General features: G+C 72.9%; 25 protein-coding genes and 1 tRNA gene. 16 read left to right on the forward strand and 10 right to left on the reverse strand.

Going from position 1 to position 26,886, the window contains the following annotated elements; genetic code table 11:
• The first annotated feature begins 50 nt into the window (after window positions 1-50).
• The 3 genes from TR50_RS34920 to ung all read left to right on the forward strand — a co-directional run bounded on the left by TR50_RS34920 (window position 51) and on the right by ung (window position 2,372).
• The gene (locus tag TR50_RS34920; protein WP_152648804.1) at window positions 51-773 is read left to right on the forward strand and encodes a class F sortase; all 723 of its coding nucleotides are present in this window, start codon (window positions 51-53) and stop codon (window positions 771-773) included.
• 44 nt (window positions 774-817) lie between these two features.
• Window positions 818-1,549, forward strand: a complete 732-nt coding sequence (locus TR50_RS34925) for a TetR/AcrR family transcriptional regulator (protein WP_042431800.1) — start codon at window positions 818-820, stop codon at window positions 1,547-1,549.
• 130 nt (window positions 1,550-1,679) lie between these two features.
• Window positions 1,680-2,372, forward strand: a complete 693-nt coding sequence (gene ung / locus TR50_RS34930) for a uracil-DNA glycosylase (RefSeq protein WP_042431750.1) — start codon at window positions 1,680-1,682, stop codon at window positions 2,370-2,372.
• Window positions 2,373-2,385: 13 nt separating this feature from the next.
• Here the strand turns inward: ung and TR50_RS34935 are convergent, their stop codons facing one another.
• Window positions 2,386-3,039: a 3-oxoacid CoA-transferase subunit B gene (locus TR50_RS34935; protein WP_042431752.1), complete on the reverse strand. Its 654-nt coding sequence runs from the start codon at window positions 3,037-3,039 to the stop codon at window positions 2,386-2,388.
• Between the two features lie 3 nt (window positions 3,040-3,042).
• Window positions 3,043-3,828, reverse strand: a complete 786-nt coding sequence (locus TR50_RS34940) for a CoA transferase subunit A (protein WP_042431754.1) — start codon at window positions 3,826-3,828, stop codon at window positions 3,043-3,045.
• Between the two features lie 205 nt (window positions 3,829-4,033).
• Here TR50_RS34940 and TR50_RS34945 point away from each other — a divergent pair, with 205 nt between their 5' ends.
• The 6 genes from TR50_RS34945 to TR50_RS34970 are packed head-to-tail and all read left to right on the forward strand — an operon-like array spanning window position 4,034 to window position 9,605.
• The gene (locus TR50_RS34945; RefSeq protein WP_042431802.1) at window positions 4,034-5,266 is read left to right on the forward strand and encodes a substrate-binding domain-containing protein; all 1,233 of its coding nucleotides are present in this window, start codon (window positions 4,034-4,036) and stop codon (window positions 5,264-5,266) included.
• Between the two features lie 5 nt (window positions 5,267-5,271).
• On the forward strand, window positions 5,272-6,033 hold the full coding sequence (locus TR50_RS34950) for an ABC transporter ATP-binding protein (protein WP_236654722.1): 762 nt from the start codon (window positions 5,272-5,274) through the stop codon (window positions 6,031-6,033).
• Entirely contained in the window at window positions 6,030-6,770 is a 741-nt protein-coding gene (locus TR50_RS34955) for an ABC transporter ATP-binding protein (protein ID WP_042431756.1), read from the forward strand. Before TR50_RS34950 ends, TR50_RS34955 begins: the two co-directional genes overlap by 4 nt.
• The gene (locus tag TR50_RS34960) at window positions 6,770-7,633 is read left to right on the forward strand and encodes a branched-chain amino acid ABC transporter permease (RefSeq protein ID WP_042431758.1); all 864 of its coding nucleotides are present in this window, start codon (window positions 6,770-6,772) and stop codon (window positions 7,631-7,633) included. The genes TR50_RS34955 and TR50_RS34960 overlap by 1 nt, the downstream gene beginning before the upstream one ends.
• On the forward strand, window positions 7,630-8,673 hold the full coding sequence (locus TR50_RS34965; RefSeq protein ID WP_042431760.1) for a branched-chain amino acid ABC transporter permease: 1,044 nt from the start codon (window positions 7,630-7,632) through the stop codon (window positions 8,671-8,673). Before TR50_RS34960 ends, TR50_RS34965 begins: the two co-directional genes overlap by 4 nt.
• A complete protein-coding gene (locus TR50_RS34970) occupies window positions 8,670-9,605 on the forward strand; it encodes an alpha/beta fold hydrolase (protein WP_084701501.1) in 936 nt (311 codons plus the stop codon). Before TR50_RS34965 ends, TR50_RS34970 begins: the two co-directional genes overlap by 4 nt.
• Window positions 9,606-9,887: 282 nt before the next feature.
• Here the strand turns inward: TR50_RS34970 and TR50_RS34975 are convergent, their stop codons facing one another.
• Window positions 9,888-10,505 (reverse strand): DedA family protein, encoded by a 618-nt coding sequence (locus TR50_RS34975; RefSeq protein ID WP_042431761.1) that lies wholly within the window; start codon window positions 10,503-10,505, stop codon window positions 9,888-9,890.
• Between the two features lie 289 nt (window positions 10,506-10,794).
• On the opposite strand from TR50_RS34975, the gene TR50_RS34980 reads away from it, so the two are divergent.
• Window positions 10,795-12,192 carry a GlnX family signal transduction membrane protein gene (locus TR50_RS34980; RefSeq protein WP_042431763.1) on the forward strand — a complete coding sequence of 466 codons (1,398 nt, stop codon included), beginning with the start codon at window positions 10,795-10,797 and terminating at the stop codon, window positions 12,190-12,192.
• A gap of 108 nt (window positions 12,193-12,300) precedes the next feature.
• Here the strand turns inward: TR50_RS34980 and TR50_RS43245 are convergent, their stop codons facing one another.
• On the reverse strand, window positions 12,301-12,957 hold the full coding sequence (locus TR50_RS43245; RefSeq protein WP_052441693.1) for a thiol:disulfide interchange protein DsbA/DsbL: 657 nt from the start codon (window positions 12,955-12,957) through the stop codon (window positions 12,301-12,303).
• Window positions 12,958-13,297: 340 nt separating this feature from the next.
• Between TR50_RS43245 and TR50_RS34990 the strand changes: the two genes are divergently transcribed.
• Window positions 13,298-14,914 carry an ABC-F family ATP-binding cassette domain-containing protein gene (locus tag TR50_RS34990; RefSeq protein ID WP_042431765.1) on the forward strand — a complete coding sequence of 539 codons (1,617 nt, stop codon included), beginning with the start codon at window positions 13,298-13,300 and terminating at the stop codon, window positions 14,912-14,914.
• A 308-nt stretch (window positions 14,915-15,222) separates the two neighbouring features.
• Here the strand turns inward: TR50_RS34990 and TR50_RS34995 are convergent, their stop codons facing one another.
• The gene (locus tag TR50_RS34995; RefSeq protein WP_052441694.1) at window positions 15,223-15,879 is read right to left on the reverse strand and encodes a hypothetical protein; all 657 of its coding nucleotides are present in this window, start codon (window positions 15,877-15,879) and stop codon (window positions 15,223-15,225) included.
• Window positions 15,880-16,133: 254 nt separating this feature from the next.
• On the opposite strand from TR50_RS34995, the gene TR50_RS35000 reads away from it, so the two are divergent.
• Together TR50_RS35000 and TR50_RS35005 are read left to right on the forward strand one after the other, a co-directional pair.
• Window positions 16,134-17,717, forward strand: a complete 1,584-nt coding sequence (locus TR50_RS35000; RefSeq protein WP_042431767.1) for an acyl-CoA carboxylase subunit beta — start codon at window positions 16,134-16,136, stop codon at window positions 17,715-17,717.
• A gap of 85 nt (window positions 17,718-17,802) precedes the next feature.
• Window positions 17,803-18,015: an acyl-CoA carboxylase subunit epsilon gene (locus TR50_RS35005; protein WP_042365869.1), complete on the forward strand. Its 213-nt coding sequence runs from the start codon at window positions 17,803-17,805 to the stop codon at window positions 18,013-18,015.
• A 144-nt stretch (window positions 18,016-18,159) separates the two neighbouring features.
• Here the strand turns inward: TR50_RS35005 and TR50_RS35010 are convergent, their stop codons facing one another.
• A complete protein-coding gene (locus TR50_RS35010; protein WP_042431812.1) occupies window positions 18,160-18,798 on the reverse strand; it encodes a TetR/AcrR family transcriptional regulator in 639 nt (212 codons plus the stop codon).
• 179 nt (window positions 18,799-18,977) lie between these two features.
• On the opposite strand from TR50_RS35010, the gene TR50_RS35015 reads away from it, so the two are divergent.
• Window positions 18,978-19,817 carry an SDR family NAD(P)-dependent oxidoreductase gene (locus tag TR50_RS35015; RefSeq protein WP_042431770.1) on the forward strand — a complete coding sequence of 280 codons (840 nt, stop codon included), beginning with the start codon at window positions 18,978-18,980 and terminating at the stop codon, window positions 19,815-19,817.
• Between the two features lie 106 nt (window positions 19,818-19,923).
• Here TR50_RS35015 and TR50_RS35020 read toward each other — a convergent pair whose 3' ends face one another.
• From TR50_RS35020 to TR50_RS35030, 3 genes are all read right to left on the reverse strand, one after another.
• Window positions 19,924-21,120: a chitinase gene (locus tag TR50_RS35020; RefSeq protein ID WP_084701509.1), complete on the reverse strand. Its 1,197-nt coding sequence runs from the start codon at window positions 21,118-21,120 to the stop codon at window positions 19,924-19,926.
• A gap of 329 nt (window positions 21,121-21,449) precedes the next feature.
• Window positions 21,450-22,418: a 1-aminocyclopropane-1-carboxylate deaminase/D-cysteine desulfhydrase gene (locus TR50_RS35025; protein WP_063775205.1), complete on the reverse strand. Its 969-nt coding sequence runs from the start codon at window positions 22,416-22,418 to the stop codon at window positions 21,450-21,452.
• A complete protein-coding gene (locus tag TR50_RS35030) occupies window positions 22,415-23,506 on the reverse strand; it encodes an LLM class flavin-dependent oxidoreductase (RefSeq protein ID WP_042431774.1) in 1,092 nt (363 codons plus the stop codon). Before TR50_RS35030 ends, TR50_RS35025 begins: the two co-directional genes overlap by 4 nt.
• 179 nt (window positions 23,507-23,685) lie before the next feature.
• On the opposite strand from TR50_RS35030, the gene TR50_RS35035 reads away from it, so the two are divergent.
• Both TR50_RS35035 and TR50_RS35040 read left to right on the forward strand, forming a co-directional pair.
• Complete coding sequence (locus TR50_RS35035; protein WP_042431776.1) at window positions 23,686-24,375, forward strand: GOLPH3/VPS74 family protein; 690 nt, start codon at window positions 23,686-23,688, stop codon at window positions 24,373-24,375.
• 94 nt (window positions 24,376-24,469) lie between these two features.
• Window positions 24,470-24,546, forward strand: a tRNA-Lys gene (locus TR50_RS35040).
• Between the two features lie 254 nt (window positions 24,547-24,800).
• On the opposite strand, the gene TR50_RS35045 is transcribed toward TR50_RS35040, so the two are convergent.
• Complete coding sequence (locus TR50_RS35045) at window positions 24,801-26,879, reverse strand: HEAT repeat domain-containing protein (RefSeq protein WP_042431816.1); 2,079 nt, start codon at window positions 26,877-26,879, stop codon at window positions 24,801-24,803.
• Between the last annotated feature and the right edge of the window lie 7 nt (window positions 26,880-26,886).

Here is a 26,886-nt window from a genome sequence, read left to right on the forward strand (position 1 = left end):
TACGGCGACCACCGAGATCTACACCTAAGCCTTCGTCGGCAGCGTCAGATGTGTATAAGAGACAGGGCGGAGGCTCGGGGCGCTCGGGGCCGGGGCGCGGCGCGGCGGGGTACGCGCGGCGCTGGCGGCTGATGGGCGGGGTGTCGGCCGGGCTGCTCGCGGTGGCACTGGGCGGGGTGGTGTACGGGGTGGGCGGACTGCGGCACGCCGTCGCGCACGCCGCGTCCTCCGCGCGGGGCGGATCCGGGTCGGACGCCGTGATGCCCGCCCGGGCGTCGGCGGCCACCGCGTCCGCCGCCGGTCCCACCCCTTTGCCGAGGTCGACGCCGCTCGCCCTGGCCATCCCGTCCCTGCGGCTCGACGCGCCGCTGCTGGGCCTGGGGATGGACGGGAAGGGCGCCGCCGAACTGCCGCCGTTCTCGCTGCCGCACACCGCGGGCTGGCTGCGGGACTCCGCCTCGCCGGGGGAGGCCGGGACGGCGGTCGTGGTCGGGCACGTGGACACCACCACCGGGCCGGCCGTGTTCTGGAGCCTCGCGGCCGTGCGTCCCGGCGCCGAGGTGGACGTGTCGCGGCTGGACGGCCGCACGGCCGTCTTCACCGTCGACCGGGTGCGGGAGTTCCCGAAGGCGGGATTCCCGGCCGCCCAGGTCTACGGGCCCGCCCCGGGCGCGCAGTTGCGCGTGGTCACCTGCGGCGGCGGATTCGACCGCGACAAGCGCGAGTACACCGGGAACGTGGTCCTCTTCGCGCATCTGAGCGGCGTCCGCTGAGCCCGGGTGCGTACAATGTACGCACCTGTGTGGAGGAGGCCGTCTTGGCGGAAGCCCGTACGCCCGTGTGGGCCCGCCCGCGCGGCGCCGGCCGGGGACCCCAGCCGTCCCTGAGCGTGGAGTCCGTCGTCGAGGCCGCCGTGGCGCTCGCGGACGCCGAGGGGCTGGAGTCGGTGTCGATGCGGCGCATCGCCTCCGAGCTCGGCGTCGGCACGATGTCGCTCTACCGCTACGTCGAGACCAAGGACGACCTGCTCGACCTCATGATCGACCAGGTGATGGGCGAGGGCGACCGACCGCCGCGACGCGCCGACTGGCGTGCCGAACTGCGCGGCATCGGGCTGCGCTACCGGACGCTGGTGCTGCGGCACCCGTGGGTGCTGGGCGTCTCCGCCTCCCGCACGCCGCTCGGGCCCAACGTGCTCGACAACACCGAGCGGATGCTCTCCGCGATGGACGGCCAGGGCATCGGCATCGACGCGATGGCCCGTCTCGGCTGGACCGTGATGGCCTACGTGCGCGGGTTCGTGATGAGCGAGATCGCCGAAGCGGAGACGATCCGCCGCACCGGCGTCACCGAGGACCAGTACCGCAGCGCCCTCGGCCCCTACCTCGCGGGCGTGTTGGCCGAGGGCCGCCACCCGCTGCTGTCCCGCTTCGTCCACGACGCCGAGGACCACCCCGACCCGGACCGGGTCTTCGCCTCGGGGCTGGACCGCGTCCTCGACGGGATCGCCGTCGACCTGGAACGGATCCGAGCCGCCCGCGCGGGGTGAGATGCGCGGGGTGAGCTGCGCGAGGTGAGATGCGCGAGGTGAGGTGTCAGTGACGGGCGATAGCGTTTCCACGTCGAGTCAGCCCGAGACGACGACAGACAGCCAGACGGCGACGCCCGGAGGATCCCGCATGTCCAACACCGCTCCCACCGACGAGTTCGTGCTGCCCGAGTCGTGGCGCGCGGCGCTCCAGAGCGAGGTGGAGCAGCCCTACTTCCACGAGCTCGCCGCGTACGTCGACGCCGAGCGGGCCGCCGGACAGGTCTTCCCGCCCCGGGGGGAGGTCTTCGCCGCGCTGGAGCACACCCCGCTCGACCGGGTGAAGGTGCTGCTGCTGGGTCAGGACCCATACCACGACGACAACCAGGCGCACGGCATGTGCTTCTCCGTCCGCCGCGGCGTCAAGGTTCCGCCGTCGCTGCGCAACATCTACAAGGAGCTCGGCACCGACCTCGGCCTCACCGCGCCGGGGCACGGCAACCTGGAGGAGTGGGCCGACCAGGGCGTGCTGCTGCTCAACGCGGTGCTGACGGTCCGCGCCCACGAGGCCGGCTCGCACGCCGGCAAGGGCTGGGAGAAGTTCACCGACGCCGTCATCAAGGCCGTCAACGCCCGCCCGGAGCCGGTCGTGTTCGTGCTGTGGGGCGGCTACGCGAAGAAGAAGCTGCCGCTGATCGACACCGCCCGCCACGTGGTGGTGCAGAGCGGCCACCCCTCGCCGCTCTCCGCGCGCCACTTCCTCGGCACCAAGCCCTTCTCGCAGATCGACAAGGCGCTGGCCGACTTCGGCCAGCCGGCGATCAACTGGCAGCTCAGCGACTGAGATTCGGGCGGGTTCAGGCGCGGAACGGGGCCTCCGTCACGTCGCGGAGGTCCTGGACCGTCACACCGGGCGTCAGATCGACCAGCCGCAGGCCGTCCCGGTCGACGTCGAAGACGGCCAGGTCGGTGATGACCCGGTGCACCACGCGGCGGCCCGTCAGCGGCAGGGTGCACCGGCGCAGCAGTTTGGGGCTGCCGTCCTTGGCGGTGTGCTCCATGACGACCACGACCCGCCGGGCGCCGTGGACGAGGTCCATGGCGCCGCCCATGCCCTTGACCATCCTGCCGGGGATCATCCAGTTGGCCAGGTCGCCCTCGGCCGAGACCTGCATCGCCCCGAGGATCGTCACGTCCACCCGTCCTGAGCGGACCATCCCGAAGGACGCGGCCGAGTCGAAGTACGACGCGCCGTCGAGGACCGTCACCGTCTCCTTTCCGGCGTTGACCAGGTCCGGGTGCTCGGTCCCGGCGAGCGGGTAGGGGCCGGTGCCCAGGATGCCGTTCTCGGAGTGGAGCACGACGCTGACGCCCGGCGGGAGATGGTTCGGCACGAGCGTCGGGAGCCCGATGCCGAGGTTGACGTACTGTCCGTCGTGCAGCTCGGCGGCGGCGCGGGCGGCGAGCCGCTCGCGGGTGAGGGTCGGCGTCGGGGTCGGCGTCGGCGTCATGGCTCAGCTCTCCGGGGTGGCGGCGGGGCGGACCGGGTGGACGGTGCGGACGGTGCGGCGTTCGATGCGCTTGTCGGCCGGGTCGTCGGCCTGGACGACCCGGTCGACGTGGATGCCGGGCAGGTGGATCGCATCGGGGTCCAACTCGCCCGCCTCGACGATGCGTTCGGCCTCGACGACGGTGGTCCGCCCGGCCGCCGCGGCGAGCGGATTGAAGTTCCGAGCGGCCGCGTGGAACACGAGGTTGCCGTGCCGGTCCGCGACGGCGGCCCGCACCAGCGCGAAGTCGGCGGTGATCGCCTCCTCCAGGAGGTGGTCGCGGCCGCCGAAGCTGCGCACCTCCTTGGTCGGCGAGGCGAGGACGACCTCGCCGTCCGGGCCGTAGCGCCACGGCAGGCCGCCCTCCTGGACCTGCGTGCCGACGCCGGCGGGTGTGTAGAACGCCGGGATCCCGCAGCCGCCCGCCCGCAGCCGTTCCGCGAGGGTCCCCTGCGGGACGAGCTCGACCTCCAGCTCGCCGGCGAGGTACTGCCGTGCGAACTCCTTGTTCTCCCCGACGTAGGACGAGGTCATCCGCGCGATCCGGCCCTCGCGCAGCAGCAGGCCGAGCCCCCAGTCGTCCACTCCGCAGTTGTTGGAGGAGACCCGCAGCCCGCCGACGCCGGAGGCGACGAGGGCGGCGATCAGCGTCGACGGGATCCCGCACAAGCCGAAGCCGCCGACGGCCAGTGAGGCTCCGTCAGGGATGTCCGCGACGGCCTCGGCCGCGGAGGGGAAGACCTTGTCCATGGGGCGAGCGCTCCTCGAAGGGTCGGGGGAGATGTGCCTGGGGAGGTGGTCCCACCATCGCCACCGTCCCTTCGCCGCAGCCATGTCGGGCGGCCACATGCTTCCGGCGGGGGAAGCGGTGTCCGTTCACATGTCCCTGCGCAGGCCGCGCTCCTACGGTTCCGGCATCCACCTCGCAGACCACCCGCAGCCCGAGGAGCCGGCCATGACCGTCGACCGTCCGTCCCGCCCAGCCAGACGCAGCGCGGGGGTCCTCGCCTTCGCCGCGGCCACTGCCCTGCTCGTCGCCGGGTGCGCCTCCGCCGGGACCGCCGGCACCGCGCAGTCGGGCGGCGGCGCCTCCGCGCCGGTCCAGGTGGGGCTGCTGTACTCGAAGACCGGCCTGCTGGCCGACTACGGCAAGCAGTACGAGCAGGGCTTCCAGGCAGGCCTCGCCTACGCCACCCACGGCACCGGCGCGGTGAACGGGCACAAGATCGACGTGGTCGAGGAGGACGACACCGGCGACCCGGCGACCGCCGTCGCCGACGCCAAGGACCTGATCGGCAAGGGCGTGAAGATCCTCGCCGGGACCACGGACTCCGGCGTCGGCCTCCAGCTCGCACCGCTCGCCGCGCAGAACCAGATCCTCTACATCGCCGGACCGGCCGCCACCGACGCGCTGACCGGCGCCAACACGTACACCTTCCGCTCCGGCCGCGAGAGCTACCAGGACATCGCGGCCGCGGGCTCCTTCGTGGGGGATCCGAGCGGCAGGAGGATCCTCGTGCTGGCCCAGGACAGCGCCTTCGGGCAGGCCAACGTGGCGGCGGTCAAGGCGGTGCTCGGACCCAAGGGGGCCACCGTCTCGCAGGTGCTGGCGCCGCCGAGCGCGACGGACCTCACCCCCTTCGCCCAGCAGGTGAAGTCCGCCAGGGCCGACCTGGTCTACGTCGCCTGGGCGGGCACCACCGCACCCGCGCTGTGGACGGCCCTGGACCAGCAGGGCGTGCTGGGTTCGACGAAGGTCGTCACCGGCCTGGCCGGCACCGCCTCCTACCCGATCTTCGGCAACGCGGGCAGCAAGGTCTCCTTCCTGGCCCACTACTTCCCGGGCGCGGGCGGGGACAACCCGGTGGAGACGGCCATGCTGAACGGCGTCAAGCAGGCCGGCGGCACGCCGGACCTGTTCACGCCGGACGGCTTCACCGCCGCTCAGATGATCGTCCACGCGCTTCAGGCGTCCGACAGCGACACCGGGGCCATGGTCAAGGCGCTGGAGGGATGGTCCTTCGACGGCCCCAAGGGGCCCGAGCAGATCCGCGCCGCCGACCACGCGCTGCTTCAGCCGATGTTCCAGGCCACGCTGACCGGCTCCGGCGCCTCCGCGCAGCCCAAGCTGCTGGCCTCGCTGACGGCCGCGCAGGTCGCGCCGCCGGTCAAGCCGATGGCGGGCTGAGCGACGTGACGACCGCGCCCCCGGCGCCGCCGGTGCTCCAGCTCACCGACGTGGGTTGGAGCATCGGCGGCGCCGTGATCCTCGACGACGTCTCGCTGGAGGTCCGCGAGGGCGAGTTCCTCGCCTTCATCGGCCCCAACGGGGCCGGCAAGACCTCGCTGTTCAACCTGGTCAGCGGCCTCAACCCGGTCAGCCGCGGCCGCATCGCGCTGGACGGCGCGGACATCACCCGCCTCGCCCCGCACGCCCGCGCCCGGCGCGGGCTGGGCCGCACCTTCCAGACGTCCAGCCTCTGGCCCGGCATGAGCGTCGCCGACCACGTCCGCCTCGCCGCGCAGGCGGCGCAGGGCGGCTCGTTCCGACTCTGGCGCCGCGCCCGGCCGTTCACCGCCGAGGTGACGGACACGCTGGAACGCACCGGCCTCACCGGCCGCGCCGACGCCCTGGCCGGCTCCCTCTCGCACGGCGAGAAGCGGAAGTTGGAGCTGGCCGTGCTGCTCGTCGGCGACCCGCGGGTGATGCTGCTGGACGAGCCGATGGCCGGCGTCAGCGCCGAAGAGGTGCCCGCGCTCACCGAGTTGATCCGCTCGCTACACCGCGACGAGGGCCGCACCGTGATGATGGTGGAGCACCACATGGACGTCCTGCTGGGCCTGGCCGACCGCCTGGCCGTGATGCACCACGGCACGCTGCTCGCCCTCGACGTCCCCGACACCGTCATGGCCGACGAGACCGTCCAGCTCGCCTATCTGGGGGAGGGGCTGTGACCTCTCCCGTTCTGAGCGTGCGGGGCCTGAAGGTCGTCACCGGCGGCCGCCACATCCTGCACGGCGTCGACCTCGACGTCGCCCCGGCCGGCGTCACCGCGCTGCTCGGTCGCAACGGCGCCGGCAAGACGACCACCGTGCGGGGCATCCTCGGCCTGGTCCCACGCACCGGCTCCGTCCGCTACGGCGGCGACGAGACCGTCACCATGACGACACATCAGATCGTCCGGCGCGGCATCGGCTACGTCCCCGAGGACCGGGGCGTCTTCGCCGCTCTGACCGTGGCGGAGAACCTGCGCCTGGCCGAGCGGGACCCGGACCCCGCCTACGGCCTGGTCCACGAACTGTTCCCCGAGCTCAGGCAGCGCGCCCGGCAGGCCGCGGGGACGCTGTCGGGCGGGCAGCAGCAGATGGTCGCCATCGGCCGCGTGCTGCTCAACCGCGGCAACCGGCTGATCATCGCCGACGAGCCCACCAAGGGGCTCGCGCCGCGCGTCGTCACCGAGGTCGCCGTCGCCCTCGAACGCGCCGCGCAGGCCGTGCCCGTTCTGCTCGTCGAGCAGAACCTGGCCCTGGTGAGGCGGTTGGCCGACCACTGCGTCGTCCTCGCCGACGGCCGCACCGCCCACGCCGGTCCCGCGGCCGAACTCCTCGCCGACGCCGGGAAGTCCCGCACGCTGCTCGGCGTCGGCCGCCGGGTGGACGCGCCCGCGCCCGCCTCGGGAGGGGAGAGCTGATGTCCACCGTCGTCCTGCTCGGCATCACCGGCCTCGGCCTCGGCGCGCTCTACTTCCTTGTGGCGTCCGGGCTCTCGCTCATCTTCGGCCTGATGGACGTGCTCAACTTCGCCCACGGCGCGCTGCTGTCGATCGGCGCCTACGCCACCTGGTGGGCGGCGAGCCACTCCTTCGGCTTCCCGCTCGCGCTGCTCTTCGGCACCGCGGTGGGCACCCTGGCCGCCGTCGCGCTCGAACTCGGCCTCGTGCGGCCGCTCTACCGGCGGCCGCGCGAGCAGGTGCTGGCCACCGTCGGCGTGGGGCTGGCCGTGCCCGCGCTGCTCTCCGCGATCTGGGGCGCCGACGCCCGCACCTTCCCCGTGCCGAGCGCGCTGGCCGGGACGTTCACGCTGCTCGGTGCATCGGTGCCGGTGGACCGGCTGGTGCTGGTCGGGGCGGCGCTGGTGGTGCTGCTCGCGCTGCGGCTCTTCCTCGGCCGCACCCGGCACGGGCTGGTCGTGCGCGCCGGGGTGGAGGACCGGGCCATGGTGACCGCGCTGGGCATCGACGTCCGCAAGGCGTTCACGCTCGTCTTCGCCATCGGCGGCGCGGCCGCCGCCCTCGCCGGGGGTCTCGCCGGGCTCTACTTCGGCTCCGTCGACCCCACCCAGGGCGGCTCACTGCTCATCTTCGGCTTCGTCGTGGTGGTGATGGGCGGCCTCGGCTCGGTCAGCGGCGCGGCGGTCGCCTGCGTCGTGGTCGGCCTGGTCCAGCAGTTCGCCAACTACTACAGCACCGCGGGACTGGGCGACCTGTCCGTGGTCGTCATGCTCGCCGCACTGCTGCTGGTGCGGCCGAGCGGCCTGACCGGGAGGCTCGCGTGAACATCCCCGCCCTGCTGCGGCGTTGGTGGCCGCTGCCGGCCCTGGCCGTGCTGGTCCTGCTCCCGTACAGCGCGCTGCCGCTGCCGGGCCTGCTGGACGGTCCGATCGGCAGCCCCGGCAGCCTCCAACTGCTCGCCCTCTGCCTCGTCTTCGGCGCCCTGGCCACCGGCTACGACCTGCTCCTCGGCCGCACCGGGCTGCTCTCCTTCGGCCACGCCCTCTACTTCGCCGCCGGGACCTACGCCACCGGCCTGCTGCTCACGCGAGCCGGCCTGGGCTTCTGGCCCGCGGCCGGCCTCGGCCTGCTGGCGGGCGTCGCGCTGTCCGCGCTGCTCGGCGCGGTGAGCCTGCGCGTGAGCGGCATCGGGTTCGCCATGGTCACCCTCGCCTTCGCCCAGGCCGGGTCGATCCTGGTCCAGCGCGACCCCGGCGGGGTGACGGGCGGCGAGGAGGGCCTCGCCGCGACCGGCCTGCCGGCGTCCCTCGTCGGCATCGCGCACACGGCCGACCTGTACTGGATCGCGCTGGCCTATCTCGTGGTCACCCTGGCCGCCGTCCAGTGGGCCGTGCGCTCGCCGATCGGCCGCGTCTGGGAGGGCATCCGCGAGAACGAACGCCGGGTGGAGGTGCTGGGCCTGCGCCCGTACGGCTTCAAGCTCGTCGCCTTCGTCCTGGCAGGCACCCTGGCCGCGCTCGGCGGAGTGGTCTACCTTCTGCTCACGGGCGGCGCCACGCCGCAGACGACGACCTCGGACTTCACCCTGTCGCTGCTGGTCATGGTGGTGCTCGGCGGTTCGGGGACGCGCTGGGGGCCGCTTGTCGGCGGCGTGCTGTACACCTGGGCGCAGCATCGGCTCGCGAGCCTGGCCGGCTCCGGGACGATCGCCGGTCTGCCGTCGGTGCTGCGGGTGCCGTTGTCGCAGCCGCTGTTCCTGCTGGGGGTGCTGTTCGTGATCATCGTCTACGCCCTGCCGGGCGGCGTCGCCGGCCTCCCGGCCCGGCTGCGCGCCCGAGCGGTATCGAGGGGAGCACAGGCATGAGTGCAGTTCCGTCCGTTCCGCCCGTTCCGCCCGTTCCGTCCGTCCCATCGGCACCGGGGAGCTACGAGGAGCTGTCCGTTCCGGTGGAGGGCGGCGAGCTCGCCGTCCTTCGCTGGCCCGCGTCCTCGCCCGACGCGCCCGTCGTGCTCGCCCTGCACGGCATCACCGCGAACGGCCTCGCCTGGGCCGCTGTCGCCGAGGCCCTGGACGGCCGGGCGACCCTGCTCGCCCCCGACCTGCGCGGCAGGGCCGCGAGTGCGGGCATCGGCGGCCCGTGGGGCCTCGGCGCACACGCCGAGGACGCCGCGGCCGTCGTCCACGCCCTCGCGGGCGGCGGCCCGGTCGCGCTGACGGGCCACTCGATGGGCGCGTACGTCTCCACGGTGGCCGCGGTCCGCCACCCGGAGCTGTTCTCGTCCGTGCTGCTGGTCGACGGCGGCGTCGGCTTCCCTCCGCCCCCGGGCCTCACCGGCGACGAACTGCTGACCGCCGTCCTCGGCCCCGCGATGGCACGGCTCTCCATGACGTTCGCCACACGGCGGGCCTACCGCGAGTTCTGGCAGGCGCATCCGGCCGTGGGCGGCCTGTGGTCCGACGCGGTGGACGCCTACCTCCAGCGCGACTTGGTGGGGCAGGAGCCGGCGCTGCGCTCGTCCTGCGTCCTGGATGCCGTCCGGACGGACGGCATGGGCGTCTTCGACGCCGAGACCCTGGGGGCCGTCCACAAGCTCCCGGACCGCTCCCGCCTCCTCCTCGCGGAACGCGGCCTCCTGAACGAGCCCCAACCCCTCCTCGACGCCTCGCGCATCGCCGCCGCGGGCGTCGACACCCTCCGCCTCCCCTTCGAGGTGGTCCCGGACACCAACCACTACTCGATCCTCACCGCCCCCGGCCCCGCGGGCCGGATCGCGGACCTGCTGCTGGGCAAGTGAGCAAGCCCTCCAGGAGCGCGGGGCTCAGCCGATACTCGGCTCTCCCGCAGCCTCCGGCCGGGGGTAGCCCCACCCCTGGCCTCCGGCCGGGAGGTACCCCCACCTCCGGCCTCCGGCCGGGAGGCGCCCCCAGCGTGGGCGCGACAAGCCACTGACGAGCAGATGGTCCGGGGCGCGCAGGGCCACCCGCACACGGTGGTTGCTCGCGCCCGCGCGGCGGAGCCGCAGATCGGCGGAGCCCCGCGCTCCTGGAGGCGGGTGCAGCCGACTCGCCGTTGATCCCTACGCGGCTTCGGCGAGGGACTCCGCGGCCGGTGCGGCGGCGCGGTTGCGGGCGCGCTGCCGCGCGACCTTGCGGGCGACGAACGCGCTGATCGTGGTGGTCGCTGCGAAGGAGACCGCGAGGCTCAGCCAGAACGTGTTGAACGCGTTCTCGTTCAGCCAGCCGACGCCGATCACGTAGACGGACCAGACCGTCGCCGAGACCGCCGACCAGCGGATGAAGTGGCGCGGCGGGGACTCCGCCGTGCCGACCGCCAGGTCCAGGACGCTGCGGCCGCCGGGGACGAAGCGGGCGATCACCACGGTGCGGCCGGGCTTGCGCTCCAGCGCGGACAGGACCGTCGCGGCCGCCTCCACCGTGCCGGCGCGGCGTCCGATCCAGCGGCGCGCCCGCGCGCCGCCCTTGCGGCCCAGCCGCAACAGCACCAGGTCCGCGGCGAAGGACGCCGCCGCGACGCCCGCGACGAGGATCGGCAGCGGCGCGTGTGACTCACGCGACTCCAGCACGGCCGCGACCACGATCGAGGCGCTGGGAACGAAAGGCAGGAACGCGTCGGAGAAGACCGCCAGCAGCGCCAGCAGGTAGAACCACGACATCTCCAGTGAGCCGAGCACCATGTTCACGCCCTCTGCACCGTGCCTGTCCTGTTCCGTCGTCCGCCTGGTTACCGGTCCACCACTTTCGGGCTCAGCCCTTTCTGGTCGACGACAAACGCTAGCCGGTGCATCATGCCACCGAACACTTGGGCCACGTGTCCCAGCTCACTCCCTTCTTACCTGCGAAAACGCTGGGAATACGCTCCGCTGCCGGATCGGGACCCTCCGCTATGTCTTCGTGACGCCGCGTTCACCCGTTGGCTGACTGCATGTCGGCCGGACGACTCTCCTGCTTCCTAGGGTCGTCACCATGTCCGCCACACTTCCGGCGCCGTCCGCCCCCTCCGCGCCGATACCGCCGGCCGGGGCCGCCGCCCCCGGCGGGACCGACCCCGCCGCCGCGCGCGGCAGGGGACCGCGGCGTGCCGCCGGGCCGGTGTTCCGGCTGCGCGCGCAGGCCGCCGCCGCGCTGCTGCTGCTCGCCGCCCTGCTGGTCACCGCGTTGCTCGGCTTCGCTGACACCGCGGCCCGGGTGCACCAGCTCACCGACGTCTCCGAGCCCCGTGCCGCCGCGGCCGGGCGGCTGTACCAGGCGCTGGCCGACCTGGACGCGCAGCGCGCCAAGTCCCTGGTCATGGGCTACTCCGCCGCCGACCCCGCGAATCCGACCGCCGCCCCGGTCCTCGTCGACGACGGCGTGCTGGCCGGCCTCACCGCACAGGCGGACCAGCGCGACGCGGCAGCCGCGCTGTCACAGCTCGCCGCCGCCGAACCGCAGCAGGTCCAGAGCCTGCTGGACACGCTCAACCTGTACGACGCCTGGACCGGCACGGAGGAGTACTTCGTCAGCAGCCAGGCCAACCCCGTCGTCGGCCACCCGGTGCCCGGCGCGGTCGACAACTACGCGCAGGCCGACGCGCTGCTCCAGACCAAGCTGCTGCCCGACGTCGCCGCGCTGCGCGACGACGCCGACCGGCAGGTCTCCGCCGACCGGGGCGACGCCCACGACGCGGCCCTCGCCTACGCGGCGGCGCTGGGCGTGCTCGCCGTCGCCTCCGGGCTGGTTCTGCTCTGGTGGCAGCGTGATCTGACGATCCGCCACAACCGCGTCCTCAGCCTGCCGCTGGTGGTCGCCACCGCGTGCGTGGCGGCGCTGCTGATCGGCGCCGCCTCGGCACTGGCCGGTGCGGCCGGCGAGGTCGACTCGGCGGTGTCCACCGGCTACACCCCCTACGCCCGGCTCTCCCAGGCGTCCGTCGCGGCCGCCGACGCCGAGGCCCGGCAGAGCCGCTGGGTCGTCGACACCGACTACCGGCCCGCGCTCGCGTCCGACTTCCAGACCGACGCCGGACGCGTCAAGGAGCTGCTCGCCCAGGACCACTCCCCGGCGGCGGCTGTGGTGCGCCAGCGCTTCGACGCCTACCTCGGCTCCGACACCGGCCTGCGGCAGGTCGCCGACGGCGGCGACGTCAACGGCGCGGCGTTGCGGCTGACCGGCGTCGGCCGTGACGACGTGGCCTTCACCTACTACGACTTCTCGGTCCACCTCGGCGCGCTGGCCGCGACCGACGCGGCGGCCTTCAGCGCGCACGCGGGCGCGGCGTCGGACGACCTGTCCGGCTGGACGGGCATCTCCGCGGCGGTGTGCGCGGTGGCGATGCTGCTGGTCCTCGGCGGCGTCAGGCCGCGGCTGCGCGAGTACAGCTGAGCCCGCCTCCGGGCGGCACCGCACCGCAGGTTCGGTCAGGCCCGGGCGGGTCCGGCCGGGGCCAGCCCGGGCCCGGCCAAGTGCGGCCAAGTGCGGCCAAGTGCGGCCTCAACGGGCCGGGGCGCCGCCGGCGTGCCGGTAGAGGTAGTCGACGACCGGCATCGTGCCGTCGACGCCGTCGGGGTTCATGAACGGCGAGGTCCGGAACGCGCCGCCGACGATCACGCTCGGCATCTCGCTGGTCCGGTACTTCTCGCGCAGCGCCGGGGCCGCCTGCGTCTCGTCCTGCACCTGCCGCGACTCGTACGCGCTCCTGACCGCGACCGGATCCAGCCCCTCGCCCGTCGCCCAGTCCACGACGGCGTCCTCCGTGGTCAGGTCCATCCCCTCGTCCCGCACCGCGTGGAACACCGGGATCGCCTCGCGCTGCGCCACCCCGAGCTTGTCGAGGGTGTAGTAGAGCCGCGCGTAGGCCACCATCACCGGCTGGTCCGGCCACGCGGCCGGGATGCGCCGGATCACCACGGGCGGGTTCTGCCGCGCCGCCCAGTCCTCCAGCGGCTGCTCCAACTGGTAGGAGTGCGCGCAGTCGTACCAGAACACCTCGGTGACCTCGCGCGGCGACGTCTTCACCGGCGGGCTCAGCCGGACGTACTGCTGCCCCTCCGTGTAGGGGGCGACCGCGGTCGGCGCGGGCGCGGGGGCTGCGCCGAGCAGCGTGGAGCAGGTGGCGGCGGCGAGGGTGAGCCGGATCAGAAGGCGCATGCAGGCACGATGGCAAGCCGCGCGGCGCGACGGTCCGGGGACACGGCGAGCGCCCGCGGTATTCGCCCGAACGGGGACGGCCGGTAATTCGTTTGCGCGCCCCCGGGCGCGCCCCTAGCGTGGACGTCGTACCTGCTGCCGCCCGACAGGAGAAGGCCCTTGCTCTGCTGAGCTCGGAGACACGTCCCGACCTCAGCCGTGCTGTGCCCTCGTCCCGTTACCGGGCGGCTTTCGCATGCGCGCCCCCGCGCCGACGTCCTTGCGCCGGCTCTTTTGTCGGGCTCTTCGTGTCTCCCACGTGTCGCTGGATTGCTTTCCCCAACGTCACCGGGAGCCCTGCATGTCACACCCCACCACCCCCGAGCCCGCCGTCGTCGTGACGGGCCTCCACTACGCCTGGCCCGACGGGACGCCCGTCCTGGACGGGCTGGACCTCGCCGTCGGCGTCGGCCGCACCGGCCTGATCGGACGCAACGGCAGCGGCAAGTCCACGCTGCTGCGCCTGGTCGCCGGCGACCTCGCACCGGACGACGGCCAGGTCCGCGTCCGCGGCACCCTCGGCTACCTGCCGCAACACCTGCCCCTGGACGTGCAGCTGCCCGTCGACGCCGCCCTCGGCATCGCCGGTCCGCGCCGCGCGCTGCGCGCCGTCGAACGCGGCGAGGTGACGGAGGAGAACTACGCCGCCGTCGGCGACCAGTGGGACGTCGAGGAGCGCGCCCTCGCGGAACTGGACCGGCTCGGCCTCGGCCACCTCGGCCTGGACCGGCGCCTCGCCGAGCTGTCCGGCGGCGAGGCCGTCCTGCTCGGCCTGGCCGGGCAACTGCTGCGCCGCCCGGACGTGCTGCTGCTCGACGAGCCGACCAACAACCTCGACAGCGGCGCGCGGGAACGCCTCTACCGGGCCGTCACCGAGTTCCGCGGCACGCTCGTCGTGGTGAGCCACGACCGCGCGCTGCTGGACCTGGTGGACTCCGTCGCCGAACTGCGCGAGGGCGGGGTCACCTGGTTCGGCGGCAACTTCACCGCCTACGAGGAGGCGCTCGCCGTCGCCCAGGAGGCGGCGCAGCGCGACGTCCGCGTCGCCGAGTCCGATCTGCGGCGCCAGCGCCGCGAACTGGTGGACACCCAGGTCAAGCTGGCCCGGCGGAAGCGCTACGGCCAGAAGATGTTCGACAGCAAGAGGGAACCGAAGATCGTCATGAACAGCCGCAAGCGGGCGGCGGAGCAGTCCGCGGGCCGCCTGCGCAACGAGCACGAGGAGAAGGTCCGCCTCGCGCGCGAACGCCTCTCCGAGGCGGAGCTCGCGGTCCGGGACGACGACGAGATCCGCGTCGACCTGCCCGCGACGGAGGTCCCGGCCGGTCGCACGGTGCTGGAGCTGCGGGACCTCCTGCCGCTGTACGCCGACCCGGAAGGCGAGGGTTCGCGGCTGCGGCTGGAGCTGCGCGGGCCCGAGCGGGTGGCGCTGGTCGGCGCGAACGGCAGCGGCAAGACGACGCTGCTGCGGACGATCGTCGGTGAGCTCGAACCGGTCGCGGGCGAGGTGCACCGTCCCGTCCCGCTGCGGTACCTGCCGCAGCGGCTGGACCTGCTCGACGAGGAGGCGAGCATCGTCGCGAACGCGGCGCGGTTCGCCCCGCAGGCGAGCGAGAACGCGCTGCGCGCGCGGCTCGCCCGCTTCCTCTTCCGCGGTGCCCGGGCGGAGCAGCCCGTCGGCACCCTGTCCGGCGGCGAACGCTTCCGGGCGACGCTGGCGGCGCTGCTTCTGGCCGAGCCGGCCCCGCAGCTGCTGCTGCTGGACGAGCCCACCAACAACCTCGACCTCGCGGGCGTGCGCCAGCTCACCACCGCCCTCTCGGGCTACCGCGGTGCGCTCATCGTGGTCTCCCACGACCAGCGCTTCCTCGCGGAGCTCGGCATCGACCGGGAGGTACGGCTGAACGCGGACAGGTAGCCGCAAACGCTCAGGGCGCGGGCGCGAGGCTGTGCTGATGTGCGGCGCTGCCGCGTGGGCGCGAGCTTGTGCTGTCGGTCCGGCCTGCCGTTGCAGCACGTCAGGGGCGCGAGGCTGTGCTGATGTGCAGCGCCGCCGCCGCGTGGGCGCGAGCTTGTGCTGTTGGTTCAGCCTGCCGTTGCAGCACGTCAGGGGCGCGAGGAACTGCGCGAGCAACCATCCTGTGCGGATGGCGCTGCTCGTTCGGCGACACACCACGCTGGGTGGTCTGTCGCCCAGTTCCCCGCGCCCCAGAGGCGGGTCGGGCGTCAGCCGCCGGTGCTGGCCGTGGCGGGAGCCTTGATCGGGGCCATGAACCAGTCGAAGTAGATCGATGCCGAGACGAACAGGCCGATCACACCGAGCACTGCCCCGGCCCAGGCGACCGCCTTGACCCAGGAGGGGATCTCCTTCGAGGACAGGAACGCCCCGCCGAACAGGGTCGCCGCGCCGACCAGCGCCGCCACCAGCGCGAACACGCCGTTCCACTCGGCCATGCGGTGCCACGCGTCGGTGTACGCGTTCTTCACCAGGTCCGCGTTCGACTTCGCGCCGATCTGGCCGATGACGCCCTGACGCTGCTGGACGACCGTGCCGAGGTACGTGCCGCTCAGCGAGATCACGCCGAGGGCCGCCGAGACGATGGCGAACGCGCCGCCGAGGACCCCCTTGGAGACACTCTCCTGGGTCAGCGCCTCCAGCTCCTCGTCGGTGAGCTCGTCCAGCTCCTTCTGCTCGGGGCTGAGCACGTTGTTGGGGCGGGGAGACCACGCGGTCTTCGGGCCGACGCCCATGGAGACCGTCTTGGGATCGGCGACCGTCTCGGTCGCGGTCTGTATGGGCGTGGCGGGGCCGAAGCCGGGCACGTCGCTGGGGTCGGTGGGGGCGGAGGCGCCGCTCGGAGTGGTGGGACCGGGAGTCGTCATGCCGGGCACCCTAGGGCTTCTTTGTGAGGAGCGGATGAATTCTTGACTCCTTCATGGGACTGGCCGCGCCGCGCGAGCTGGCCCATACGCGGGGTCTCGCCATCCGGTCCTGTTTACCCTCACCAGGAACAGGGCTCAGGTCTTGTACAGAGTCACACCCATGTCTCGCTGGTCCCGCCTCGTAGGGTCATAAGGGTGAGCTGGCTCCCCGCCACAGCGGCGACCGTTCCGCACTGACCTTGGAGTGTTCTGCAATGACCGTCTTGCGTGAAGCCCCTGTGAGCACGAGCGATGCGCACGGCCGTGTCGTCGAGCTGCATGCGATCCGCGAGCAGATGCTGGCGGGGCCGAGTGAGGCGGCAACCGAGGCGCAGCACGCGAAGGGCAAGTTGACCGCGCGTGAGCGCATCGCGCTGCTGCTGGACGAGGGTTCGTTCAACGAGGTGGAGCCGCTGCGCCGGCACCGCGCGACCGGCTTCGGGCTGGAGAACAAGAAGCCCTACACCGACGGCGTGATCACCGGCTGGGGCACCGTGCACGGCCGCACGGTGTTCGTGTACGCGCACGACTTCCGGATCTTCGGCGGCGCGCTGGGCGAGGCCCACGCGCAGAAGATCCACAAGATCATGGACATGGCCATCGCGGCCGGTGCCCCGCTGGTCTCCCTGAACGACGGCGCCGGCGCCCGCATCCAGGAGGGCGTCACCGCCCTCGCCGGCTACGGCGGCATCTTCCAGCGCAACACCCGGGCCTCGGGTGTGATCCCGCAGATCTCGGTGATGCTCGGCCCGTGCGCCGGCGGCGCGGCCTACTCGCCGGCGCTGACGGACTTCGTGTTCATGGTCCGCGACACCTCGCAGATGTTCATCACCGGCCCGGACGTGGTCAAGGCCGTCACCGGCGAGCAGATCTCCCAGAACGGTCTCGGCGGCGCGGACGTGCACGCCGAGGTCTCCGGGGTGGCGCACTTCGCGTACGACGACGAGCGCGCCTGTCTGGAGGAGGTCCGCTTCCTGCTGTCGATGCTGCCGCAGAACAACCGCGAGACGCCGCCGGTCGAGATGACCGAGGACCCGGCCGACCGCCGCTGCGAGTCGCTGCTGGACCTGGTCCCGGCCGACGGCAACCGCCCGTACGACATGCGCAAGGTGATCGAGGAGCTGGCCGACGACGGCCAGTTCATGGAGATCCACGAGCGTTGGGCCACCAACGTCATCTGCGCGCTCACCCGGATGGACGGCCAGGTCGTCGGCATCGTGGCGAACCAGCCGCAGTCGCTGGCCGGCGTGCTGGACATCCACGCGTCGGAGAAGGCCGCGCGGTTCGTGCAGCTGTGCGACGCGTTCAACATCCCGCTGGTCACGCTGCTGGACGTGCCGGGCTTCCTGCCCGGCGTGGACCAGGAGCACGGCGGCATCATCCGCCACGGCGCGAAGCTGCTCTACGCCTACTGCAACGCGACCGTCCCGCGGATCTCGCTGGTGCTGCGCAAGGCCTACGGCGGCGCGTACATCGTCATGGACTCGCGTTCGGTCGGCGCCGACCTGGCGTTCGCGTGGCCGACCAACGAGATCGCGGTCATGGGCGCGGAGGGCGCGGCGAACGTGATCTTCCGCCGGGAGATCGCCGCGGCTGACGACCCCGAGGCCAAGCGGGTCGAGATGGTCAAGCAGTACAAGGACGAGCTGATGCACCCGTACTACGCGGCCGAGCGCGGCCTGGTCGACGACGTGATCGACCCCGCCGCGACCCGCGAGGTGCTCATCCGTTCCCTGCAGATGCTCCGCACCAAGCACGCGGACCTGCCCGCCCGCAAGCACGGCAACCCGCCGCAGTAACACCGGCAACCCGTCGAAGTAACAGTCGTCTGTAATCCTCGAATATCGAATATCCGAGTACACACAAGCACTGAGGAAGGCACCGATGACCTCCGCCACCGTGCCGATGGTCCAGATCGTCAAGGGTGAGCTGGCCGACGAGGAGCTCGCCGCACTGACCGCCGTCCTGATGGCCCGCGCGGCAGCGGCGCAGCGCGCGGCCCAGCCGCGCTTCGCGCACGGAAGCCGCCACCCCCAGGCCCGCTGGCGCCGCCTCGAGCGCGTCAGCAGCTACCGCAACCCGGTCAGCTGGCGCTGACCCGGACGCCGACCTGAACAGGGGCGCGGAGGCTGATGCCCCGCGCCCCTGAGCGTTCCCGTCTTCGCGCGCTCCTGGGCGTGTGCGCCTGTGCCTGCGCCTCGCGCCGAGCGTGCCCCGCGGGCCTTGATCTCTGCGCGGTGGCTAGAGCCACCGCAACAGCTTGCGCATGCAGTCCTCGACGAGCGCCGCCGGCCCGTGCTCGCCGTCCAGCGGACCGTCCGACGCCGCCCACGCCTCCAGCGCCAGGCGGATCGCGTCCGTCGCGCCCGCGGCGATCATCTTCAGTTCGAGCCCGCCCAGGTCCGCCGGTCCCGGCAGGGTCCCGAGGACTTCGGTCAGCCTCTCCTCGGACTCCTGGTTCACCCGGTACCAGACCGCCCGCAGCGCGGCGTCGTCCGCCGCCGCCCGCAGCAGTCCACGGGTGCCCTCCGCCTCGGCCCAGCCGTGACCGAGGGACCAGCCCTCCGTCTCCGCGGTGAGGGACGCGCGCGCCGCGCGCACCAGCGCCTCCCGCAGGTCCGCGCCGGTCGTGTCCGCCGCTTCCGCGGCCGCCAGCTCGCGCCAGCGTGCGCCCCCCGCGCTCAACAGGGGCGAGACCGCGTCCTCCTTGTTGCGGAAGTAGCGGTAGAAGGTGCGCAGCGCGATCCCGGCCCGCTGCGCGATCTCCTCGGCCGTGGTGGCGTCCGGCCCGCGCTCCGCGAACAGCTCGGCCGCGGCGCGGGCGATGTCGAGCTGGGTCGCGGCCTTGCGGCGCTCCGTCAGCGAGGGCTGAGGCTGCATCGTCCGCGGCTGCGTCGTCTGCGTGTTGCTGCTCACGCCCCCTACCTTAAGCCGCCTGCGGCGGCGGATGCCGATGCTGCACGCAATGCCTTGATGGCAAAACGTGCCATCAAGGCGTACGGTGTCTATCGACGCCGAGAACCTCGACGTCGAGAGATTCGTATGGAAACGGAGCAGCCATGAACCGCTACGAGGGTCGTCGAGTCCTGATCACCGGCGGAGGCTCCGGCATCGGCCAGGCCACCGTCCTGCGCATACTCGCCGAAGGCGGCCACGTCGTCGCCGCCGACGTCGACGAGGCCGGCCTCGCCGCCACCCGCAAGCTCGCCGCCGAGGCCGCCGAGGCAGCCGAGGCCGGCGAGGCCGGCGGGGCAGCCGGAGGCGAGGCGGAGGCGCGCCTGCACACCGTGCAGGTCGACATCGCCGACGAGTCGTCCGTCCGCGCGGCCGTCGCCGCCGCGCTCGCCGCCCTCGGCGGCGGGCTGGACGTGCTGGTCAACGCCGCCGGCATCCTGCGCTCCTCGCACACCCACGAGACCAGCCTGGAGCAGTTCACCAAGGTGATCGCGGTCAACCTGACCGGCACCTTCCTGATGATCCGCGAGACCCTCCCGGCGCTGGCGCAGGGCGACGCCCCGGCCGTGATCAACTTCAGTTCGACGTCCGCGAACTTCGCGCATCCCTACATGGCGGCCTACGCGGCCAGCAAGGGCGGCATCCAGTCGATGACCCACGCCCTGGCCGCCGAGTACGGCAAGCAGGGCATCCGGTTCACCGCCGTCGCGCCGGGCTCGATCTCCTCCGGCATGACCGACGCCAGCGGCACCAGCGCGCAGAACGCGGGTCCGGGCCTGCCGCAGGACGCGGACCTCTCACTGTTCGCCAAGCTCGCCCCGGCCCTCGGCCACGGCTTCGCCGGACCGGACGCGGTGGCCGGCGTGGTCGCGATGCTCGGCTCGGCGGACGGCTCGTTCATCACCGGCACCGAGATCCGCATCGACGGCGGCACCCACTACTGAGCGCGACGCCCACGACTGAGCGCGGCACCCACGACTGAGCCTCGCCCTTCTGAACGAAGAAGGGGCGGCCGACGGCCGCCCCTCCCTCACTTCACGTGAGCATCACTCAGCACGGACCGTTGTCGGTCCAGACCCCGGCCGCGCCGCCCGGGGTGTCGGCCTCGGTCCACCACTTGGCAGTCCACTGGTGGCCGTTGTAGCTGACCACGGCGCCGCCGTTGTAGGCGGTGGCGGAGTTCCACGGGGCCGCCGTGCAGGTGCCGCCGCCACCGCTGCTCGGCGACGCGCTGGCGCTGGCCGTCGAGGTCGGGGACGAGGTGGGCGATGCGGAGGCGCTCGCCGACGGCGTGCTGGTGGGCGGCGTCGCGCCCGCGAACTCGACGTCGTACTTGGTGAAGTCCCAGCTGTTCTGCGTGACGCTGCTGCAGGTGCCGGAGGTCTGGCCGTTGTTGTCGGCCGGGCTGCACTGGCGGTCGCGGTTGACCGACCAGAAGGTGTACCGGGCCATGTGGTTGGACTCGGCGAAGTTCAACACCGTCTGGAAGTCCGACTGGTAGAAGTACTCGCCGCTGTCACTGCGGCCGTTCATCATGGAGATGCCCTCGTGGGCGTAGGCCGTCGCGCTGTCCCAGCCGAAGGTGTTCATCAGCATCGTGTTGAACTGCTGAAGCGCGGAGATCTGGCTCGCGGCGCCGTTGAAGCCGCCGTCGAACGGCATGATGGAGAAGTTGTTCGGCGTGAAGCCGTCCGTCTTCGCCTGGTTGAGCATCTGCTGGCCGAACCAGCCGGTGCCGGAGGTGGTTCCGGGCGTGGTCACCGAGATGTAGAGGCCCGGGTTGTTGCGCTGCAGGATCTGCGCCGCGCCGATCTCGTTGGCGACCGCCGTGCTGTTCTCGTACTCGGGCTCTTCGAGGTCGAAGTCCATCGCGTGCAGGCCGTACTTGTCGATGACCTGCTGGTACGCGGCAGCGGTCGAGGCCGGGTCGGAGCAGGTCTGGCCGAGCTTCGTGCCGCCGTACCCGCCGATGGAGACCGAGACGTCGCCGCCCGCCGCGCGGATCGAGGAGATGGTCGCGGCCACGCTCGTGTCGCTGGACACCGGCGCGGTGCCGCCCCAGGTCGGGGTACAGCCGCCTCCGTTGGGGGCGAGGATGAAGGCGAGCTGGAACGCCTTGAGGCCCGTCGCTGCCATCACGTCGGTCGGGTTGGGCGGGTTGTTGTCGAGCGGCATCAGATAGGGCGCGGCGGCGTACCAGTTACTGCCGAGGGCAGCCGTCGTGCTGGCCTGGGCGCTGCCGCCCATCGAGGCCAGCAGCCCGCCGGCGGCGAGCGCGGCGGCGCCGACCGTCGCCAGGATGCGGTTGGGGGTCAAGCGGAACACCTGGACTCTCCTTGTGGGGAGGAGGGCAAGGACATCCGCGGACGCGTGCGGGCGCGAGGGGGCGCAGGGTGGGGGGCACCCGCACGGATCCACGGTCCGTCCAGGGTGGGTGAATGTCGACGGCGCGTCAATAGATTGGACTAGACCTAGGGCTAGACCAATGTTCCCTTAAGGTTGCCGGGCCTTCCCGAGCCTTCCCGGCCTTCCCGGTCTTCCCGTGCGGCTCAGGCGGCTCGGGCGGCTCGGGTCGCTCACCCGGCGACCACCACGACCAGCGTCGTGCCGTGCGCGATCACCGCAGGCTCGGCTGTCTCCGCGTCCGTCCCCGCCTCCGCCTTCGCCTCCGCCTTCGCCCCCGCCTTCGCCTCGGCCCCCGCCTCGGCCCCCGCCTCCAGGCGCACGAACCGCGTGAACAGGGCCCACAGCAGCTTCGTCTCGTAGGTCGGATCGAGCGCGAGGCCGTGCCGCGCCTCGAAGTCCGCGCGGAACGCGTCGAGTTCGGGCGTACGGCGCCCGTACCCGCCGAACACGGCCGCGGCGTCGTCCACGGCCCAGTCGCCGCGCGGGCCGCCGAAGGCGTCCTGCTGCAGCGCGCGCGTCTCCGCCGCGAGATCCGCGTGCCCCAACGCGGCGAACCCGAGCGCCCGTTGGCCCGGGGCCAGGCCGGCCGCCAGCCCCGCCAGCATGCCGCCCGTCCCGACGGAGCAGCACACCAGCTCAGCGCCGCAGTCGCGCAGCTCCTCGCCCAACGCCACGCAGCCGCGCACGCCCTCGGCATTACTGCCGCCCTCCGGCACCACCCACGCCCGCCCGTACCGCCGTCGGAACGCGTCGAGGGATTCGGGCTCCATTCGCCTCCGCCACTGCGCGCGGCTGACGAACTCCAACTCCATCCCGTCGGCGGCAGCCTGGGCCAGCACGGGGTTCAACTCCCGTCCGCGGAGCTCGTCCCCGCGCACGACGCCCACCGTGCGCAGGCCCGCCTCCCGGCCCGCCGCGGCCGCCGCGCGCAGGTGGTTGGAGTACGCGCCGCCGAAGGTCAACAGCGTGTCATGCCCCTCGCGCTGCGCGAGCTCCAGATTCGGCTGCAACTTGCGCCACTTGGTGCCGCTCACGGGTGGATGCAGCAGGTCGTCGCGCTTCAGCAGCAGTCGCACGCCCGCGCGCCGGACGCGCTCGTCGTCCAACTCCTGCACGGGGGAGGGAGCCGACCAGGTCACCCGAGCAGACCCCACGCCTTGGCCACCAACTCGTACGAACGGCGGCGCGCCTCGTGGCCGTGGATGTTGCTGGTGACCATCAGCTCGTCCGCGCCCGTCCGCTTGCGAAGCTCCTGCAGCCCGGCGCGGACCTGGTCCGGGTCGCCGACGACGACGTTCGACAGCCAGGCGTCGATGAAGTCCCGCTCCAGCTCGCTGTAGGGGTACGCCTCCGCCTGCTCCGGCGTCGGCACGAGGCCGGGCCGACCGCTGCGCAGCCGCATCATCGCAAGTGCGCCAGAGCCCGCCAGCCGCCGCGCCTCGTGCTCCTCGTCCGCCGCGACGACCCCCACGCCGATCAGCGCGTACGGCTCGGAGAGGATCTCCGACGGGCGGAACGTCTCCCGGTACAGATCCAGCGCGGGGACGGTGTTCGCCGCGCTGAAGTGGTGCGCGAACGCGAACGGCAGCCCGAGCCGCCCGGCCAGCTGCGCGCTGAAGCCCGACGAGCCCAGCAGCCACACGGGCGGCCGCCCCATCCCGGGCGCGCTCGCCTCCCCGGGCACGGCCTTCAGCCGCTCGTACAGGTGCCCGGCGGGGAAGTCCGCGTCCAGGAAGTGCAGCAACTCGCTGAGCTGCTGCGGGAACTCGTCCGCCGCGTCCATCCCGGCCCCGCGCCGCAGCGCCCGCGCCGTCGCTTGATCCGTCCCGGGCGCCCGCCCGAGCCCGAGGTCGATCCGACCCGGATGCAGGGCGTGCAGCATCCCGAACTGCTCCGCGATCACCAGCGGCGCGTGGTTCGGCAGCATCACGCCGCCGGAGCCGAGCCGGATCCGCTTCGTGTGCGCGCCCAGGTGCGCCAGCAGCACGGCGGGGGAGGAGCTCGCTATGCCGGGCATCCCGTGGTGCTCGGCCACCCAGAAGCGCGAGTAGCCCCACTCCTCGGCCCGCTGCGCCAGCGCCGTGGTCGCGGCCAGCGCCTGCGTCGGCGTGTAGCCCTCCCCGACGGTGGCCAGGTCGAGGATCGACAGCGGCGTCTCAGCTGCCGCTGCTCCGCCCTGCGCGGTCTGCACCGGCTGCACGGTGTGCTGGGGGACGGTCTGGCTCATCGTGCGGCTCCGCGGGTTCGAAGGGCGTCCGTGTCCGGCTCTGCTGGTCGTTCTCTCTACCTCTGGGCAACCGCCGCCCCGGCCGTCCTGTTCCCGCCCCGAGCCGTACGCCGCGCGTCGGGAACCGCCCCGCCGCCGCGAACGTGACACCTTTCACACCGCAGGATCGGGAGGTCCGCATGACCGACGACATCGGCGGCGACGGCTTCGCGGGCGGCTTCACCGACGCCATCACCGACACGACGACCTGCCTCCCGGAGGACCTTCTCCTCCTCTGCGCCCGCCCGGGCGACGGACGCGTCAGGCAGCCGCTCTACTTCCCCCACGCCCTCGCCGGCGCGATCCTCGTCGAGCTGCTGCTCGCCGGGGCCCTGCGGCTCGACGGCAACCGCCTGCGCGTCCACGGCAACGTTCCGCTCCGGCACCCGGCCCTGGCAGCGGCGGCGACCTACCTGCTCCCGACGGTCGCAGGCCCGCGCGGAGCACGCCTCTCCACCTGCCTGCAGCGCCTGCGCCGCCGCCGCCCGGGCGCGCGGCCCTACCTCGACTCCCTCACCGCCGCCGGTCTCCTCCGCCGCGACGAGGCGCGCCTCCTCGGCTTCATCCCCGCCACCACCCACACCCTCACCACCCCGTCCGCCCGCGCCTCCCGCGTCGCCTGCATCGACGCCGTCCTCGCGTCCCCGTCCACCGCGGGCCCGCGCAGCCTCGCCCCCACCACCCTCGCGGCCACCGTCGACCTCACCAACCACCTCCACCCCACCCGCCCGGACCGCCAGACCCGCCTCCTCCTCACCGACCTCACCCGCGCCGACCCGGTCTCCGCCGCCGTCGCCACCTCCATCCGCCGCGCCCGCTCCGCCGACTGACCCCACCCCGCCGCGGGTGGTCACGAGCACCCCCGCAGGTCAGGTAGTATTTCTGTCGTGCCGAGGCGCGGGAGACCGCGAACAAAGCACACCGGCGCCGCTAGCTCAGTTGGTTAGAGCAGCTGACTCTTAATCAGCGGGTCCGGGGTTCGAGTCCCTGGCGGCGCACCACCAAGGTGGTATCTGACCTGCGGCTTCATGGTTGACCATGGAGCCGCAGGTCTTTTTGTGCCCGTGGTTGGAGCGGGGTGGGAGAACGGGCCCGGGCTGGACATGAACGGCTCGGATGAGTCCGCCCTGCCGGGCTTCGCGCGGGGGGAGGCCGGGCAGTGCCACGTGAGCGCTTCGGCGGGCCTGTGCGACCGAGGCCGTCGGCCCGCCTTTCCGGAGCAAGCGGCAACCTCGCATCTTGTGCTGACGTTTGATCAGCTGAGACGTCGGATGACCTCCTGGCTGATGCGCTGCAGGTCCTCGTCGTTGCTGATGTTGGAGAATCGGCCGCCGCGCCGGGGGAGGGCCAGTTGGAAGCGGAGCAGGGGTAGGGCGGGTGCGGCAGCGGTGCCCATGCGGGCCAGGCAGGCCACGGCGTTGTTGGCTGTTGCCGGGTTCTTCGTCCAAGCCTGGAGCAGGGTGTCCAGCACAGCCGGTGCCTCCGGCTCGCCGCCGATGTCCCAGAGGGCTGCGGCGCATGGGACGCGGACCCACTCGTATCCGTGCGCCAGGAGGGAGCGCAGGCGCGGTAGCGCTGCTGCGGCCGGAGCGCCGATCTGGCCGAGGACCTCGGCTGCTTCCGAGATGCGGAAGGTGATGGTGTCGTCCAGCAGGTCAAGGAGGAGCGGCATGACTTCCTCGTGGTCGCGGCCGACGGCCCAGAGGGCGGCGACGGCGGCGGGCCGGACGTGGGCGTCCGTGGAGCCGGTCAGGGCGCGGATCTCGGCGAGGGCCGGTGCCGCCGCCGAACCGAAGGCGCGCAGGGTCTCCAATGCCGAGCAGGCGATGCCCCACAGCTCGATGCCCACCGCTGTGGTGAGCGTGTCGTGGACCACCGGCAGCGCGGCCGGATCTCCGAGTGAGGCGAGGGCGGACAGCGCGGAGCGGACGCTCATCTCCGCGGGCCCCTGCGCGAGTTCGAGCCGACGCAGGTGAGCACAGAGCCGCGGCACCAACGCGTCGGTGGCCTCCGGCAGACTGCCGGCCACCTGGACGGCGCGCCAGGCGTCGACTCCGCTGTCGAAGGCAGCGACCAGGCTGGGAACGGCTCGCACGTCGCCGAGGCGGGCCAGGGCGAGGACGGCGTCCTGGTGGGCCCGCCCCAGATGGGGGCGCGTGGTCGCCCACACGTTCGGTCCGTAGGTGGTGCGTTGCTCGGCGACGTACTGGGCCAGTGCCTCCCGGGCCGGCCCGGCGATCACATGGCACGCCTCTAGGACGGCCGCGGCCTCTCCGGCGACCTCGAGGTGCTCCGCGCCGAGTTGGTCGGCGACCAGCGTGATCAGTGGCGCGTGGTCACCGCGCCAGGCCCGCATCAGGTCCCCGCTCATGCGCAGGGCGTCCAGCCGCGCGCCGGGATCGGGGTCGCGCAGTTGTGCACCCAGCAGGGCCGTGCGCTCGGGCACCCGGTGCGTCAGGGTCTGATGGAAGGTGCGCAGCAGGTCGGTGGTGGGGGAGTGGACGCGCCCGTGTCGTTCAAGGTCCTCGAACGCGGCGAGGATGTGCGGCGGTACGCCGTTCGCCTTTGACTTCGGGGTCTTCTTGCGCGGCGGGTCCGCCCACGCGGAGGCCGGGACGTGGACCTGTGCGAGCTCGCTGAGCAGCTCGATCGCGGCGGGAACGACGTCGGGACCGATCCGGTCCGGAGTACACCGGGCGCGTTGGACCACGGCCGCAAGCCGGATTTCGGGCGCGGCCGTCGGGTCCGAGGCAAGCTCGGTGAACCACGCCATGGCTTCGTCTGTCGCCTGCGGCAGACGCAGGGCCAGCACCGCCATCGCCTCCAGCAGAAGTAGCCGCTCCACGATTCCCGACTCCTCGGGAAGGCGGGTCCGCAGCAGGTGCGCGGCCCGGTGAGCGTCTTCGAGGAAGTGCCCCAGCGCCGGTATCGCGGCGCGGCGCAGTTGCGGGTCGGGCTCCGAGACGAAGCCGGCGAACACGTCCGCGCGCCTGCGCATGGTGGCACCGGCTCCGGTGAAGAACTCTGCGTCGCCGTCTTCCACGTCGCCGCGCTCGATCGCGGACTGCCCGATGCTGACGAGCAGTCGGACGATCTCGGCGCGGTCGGGCGTCCGGTGGTCCTCGGCCAGTTCGAAGAGGAACGGCAGGCTGGCAATGGTGGACGGGTACACGGAGCCCTGGTGGTGCACGGCCGCGTAGTACCGGCTCAGGGCCTTGTCCCGCTCCTCGGGATCCGGGGAGCCGAGGGCCGCCAGCAGGGCGGGCACCTCCTCGGCCGAACCGTAGGCGTGGTGGAGCGACGACCAGTCGATCTCGTGAAGTCCGTTCAACATGGTCGGC

The sequence above is a fragment of the Streptacidiphilus anmyonensis genome (genome assembly GCF_000787855.1).
Classification (GTDB): domain Bacteria; phylum Actinomycetota; class Actinomycetes; order Streptomycetales; family Streptomycetaceae; genus Streptacidiphilus; species Streptacidiphilus anmyonensis.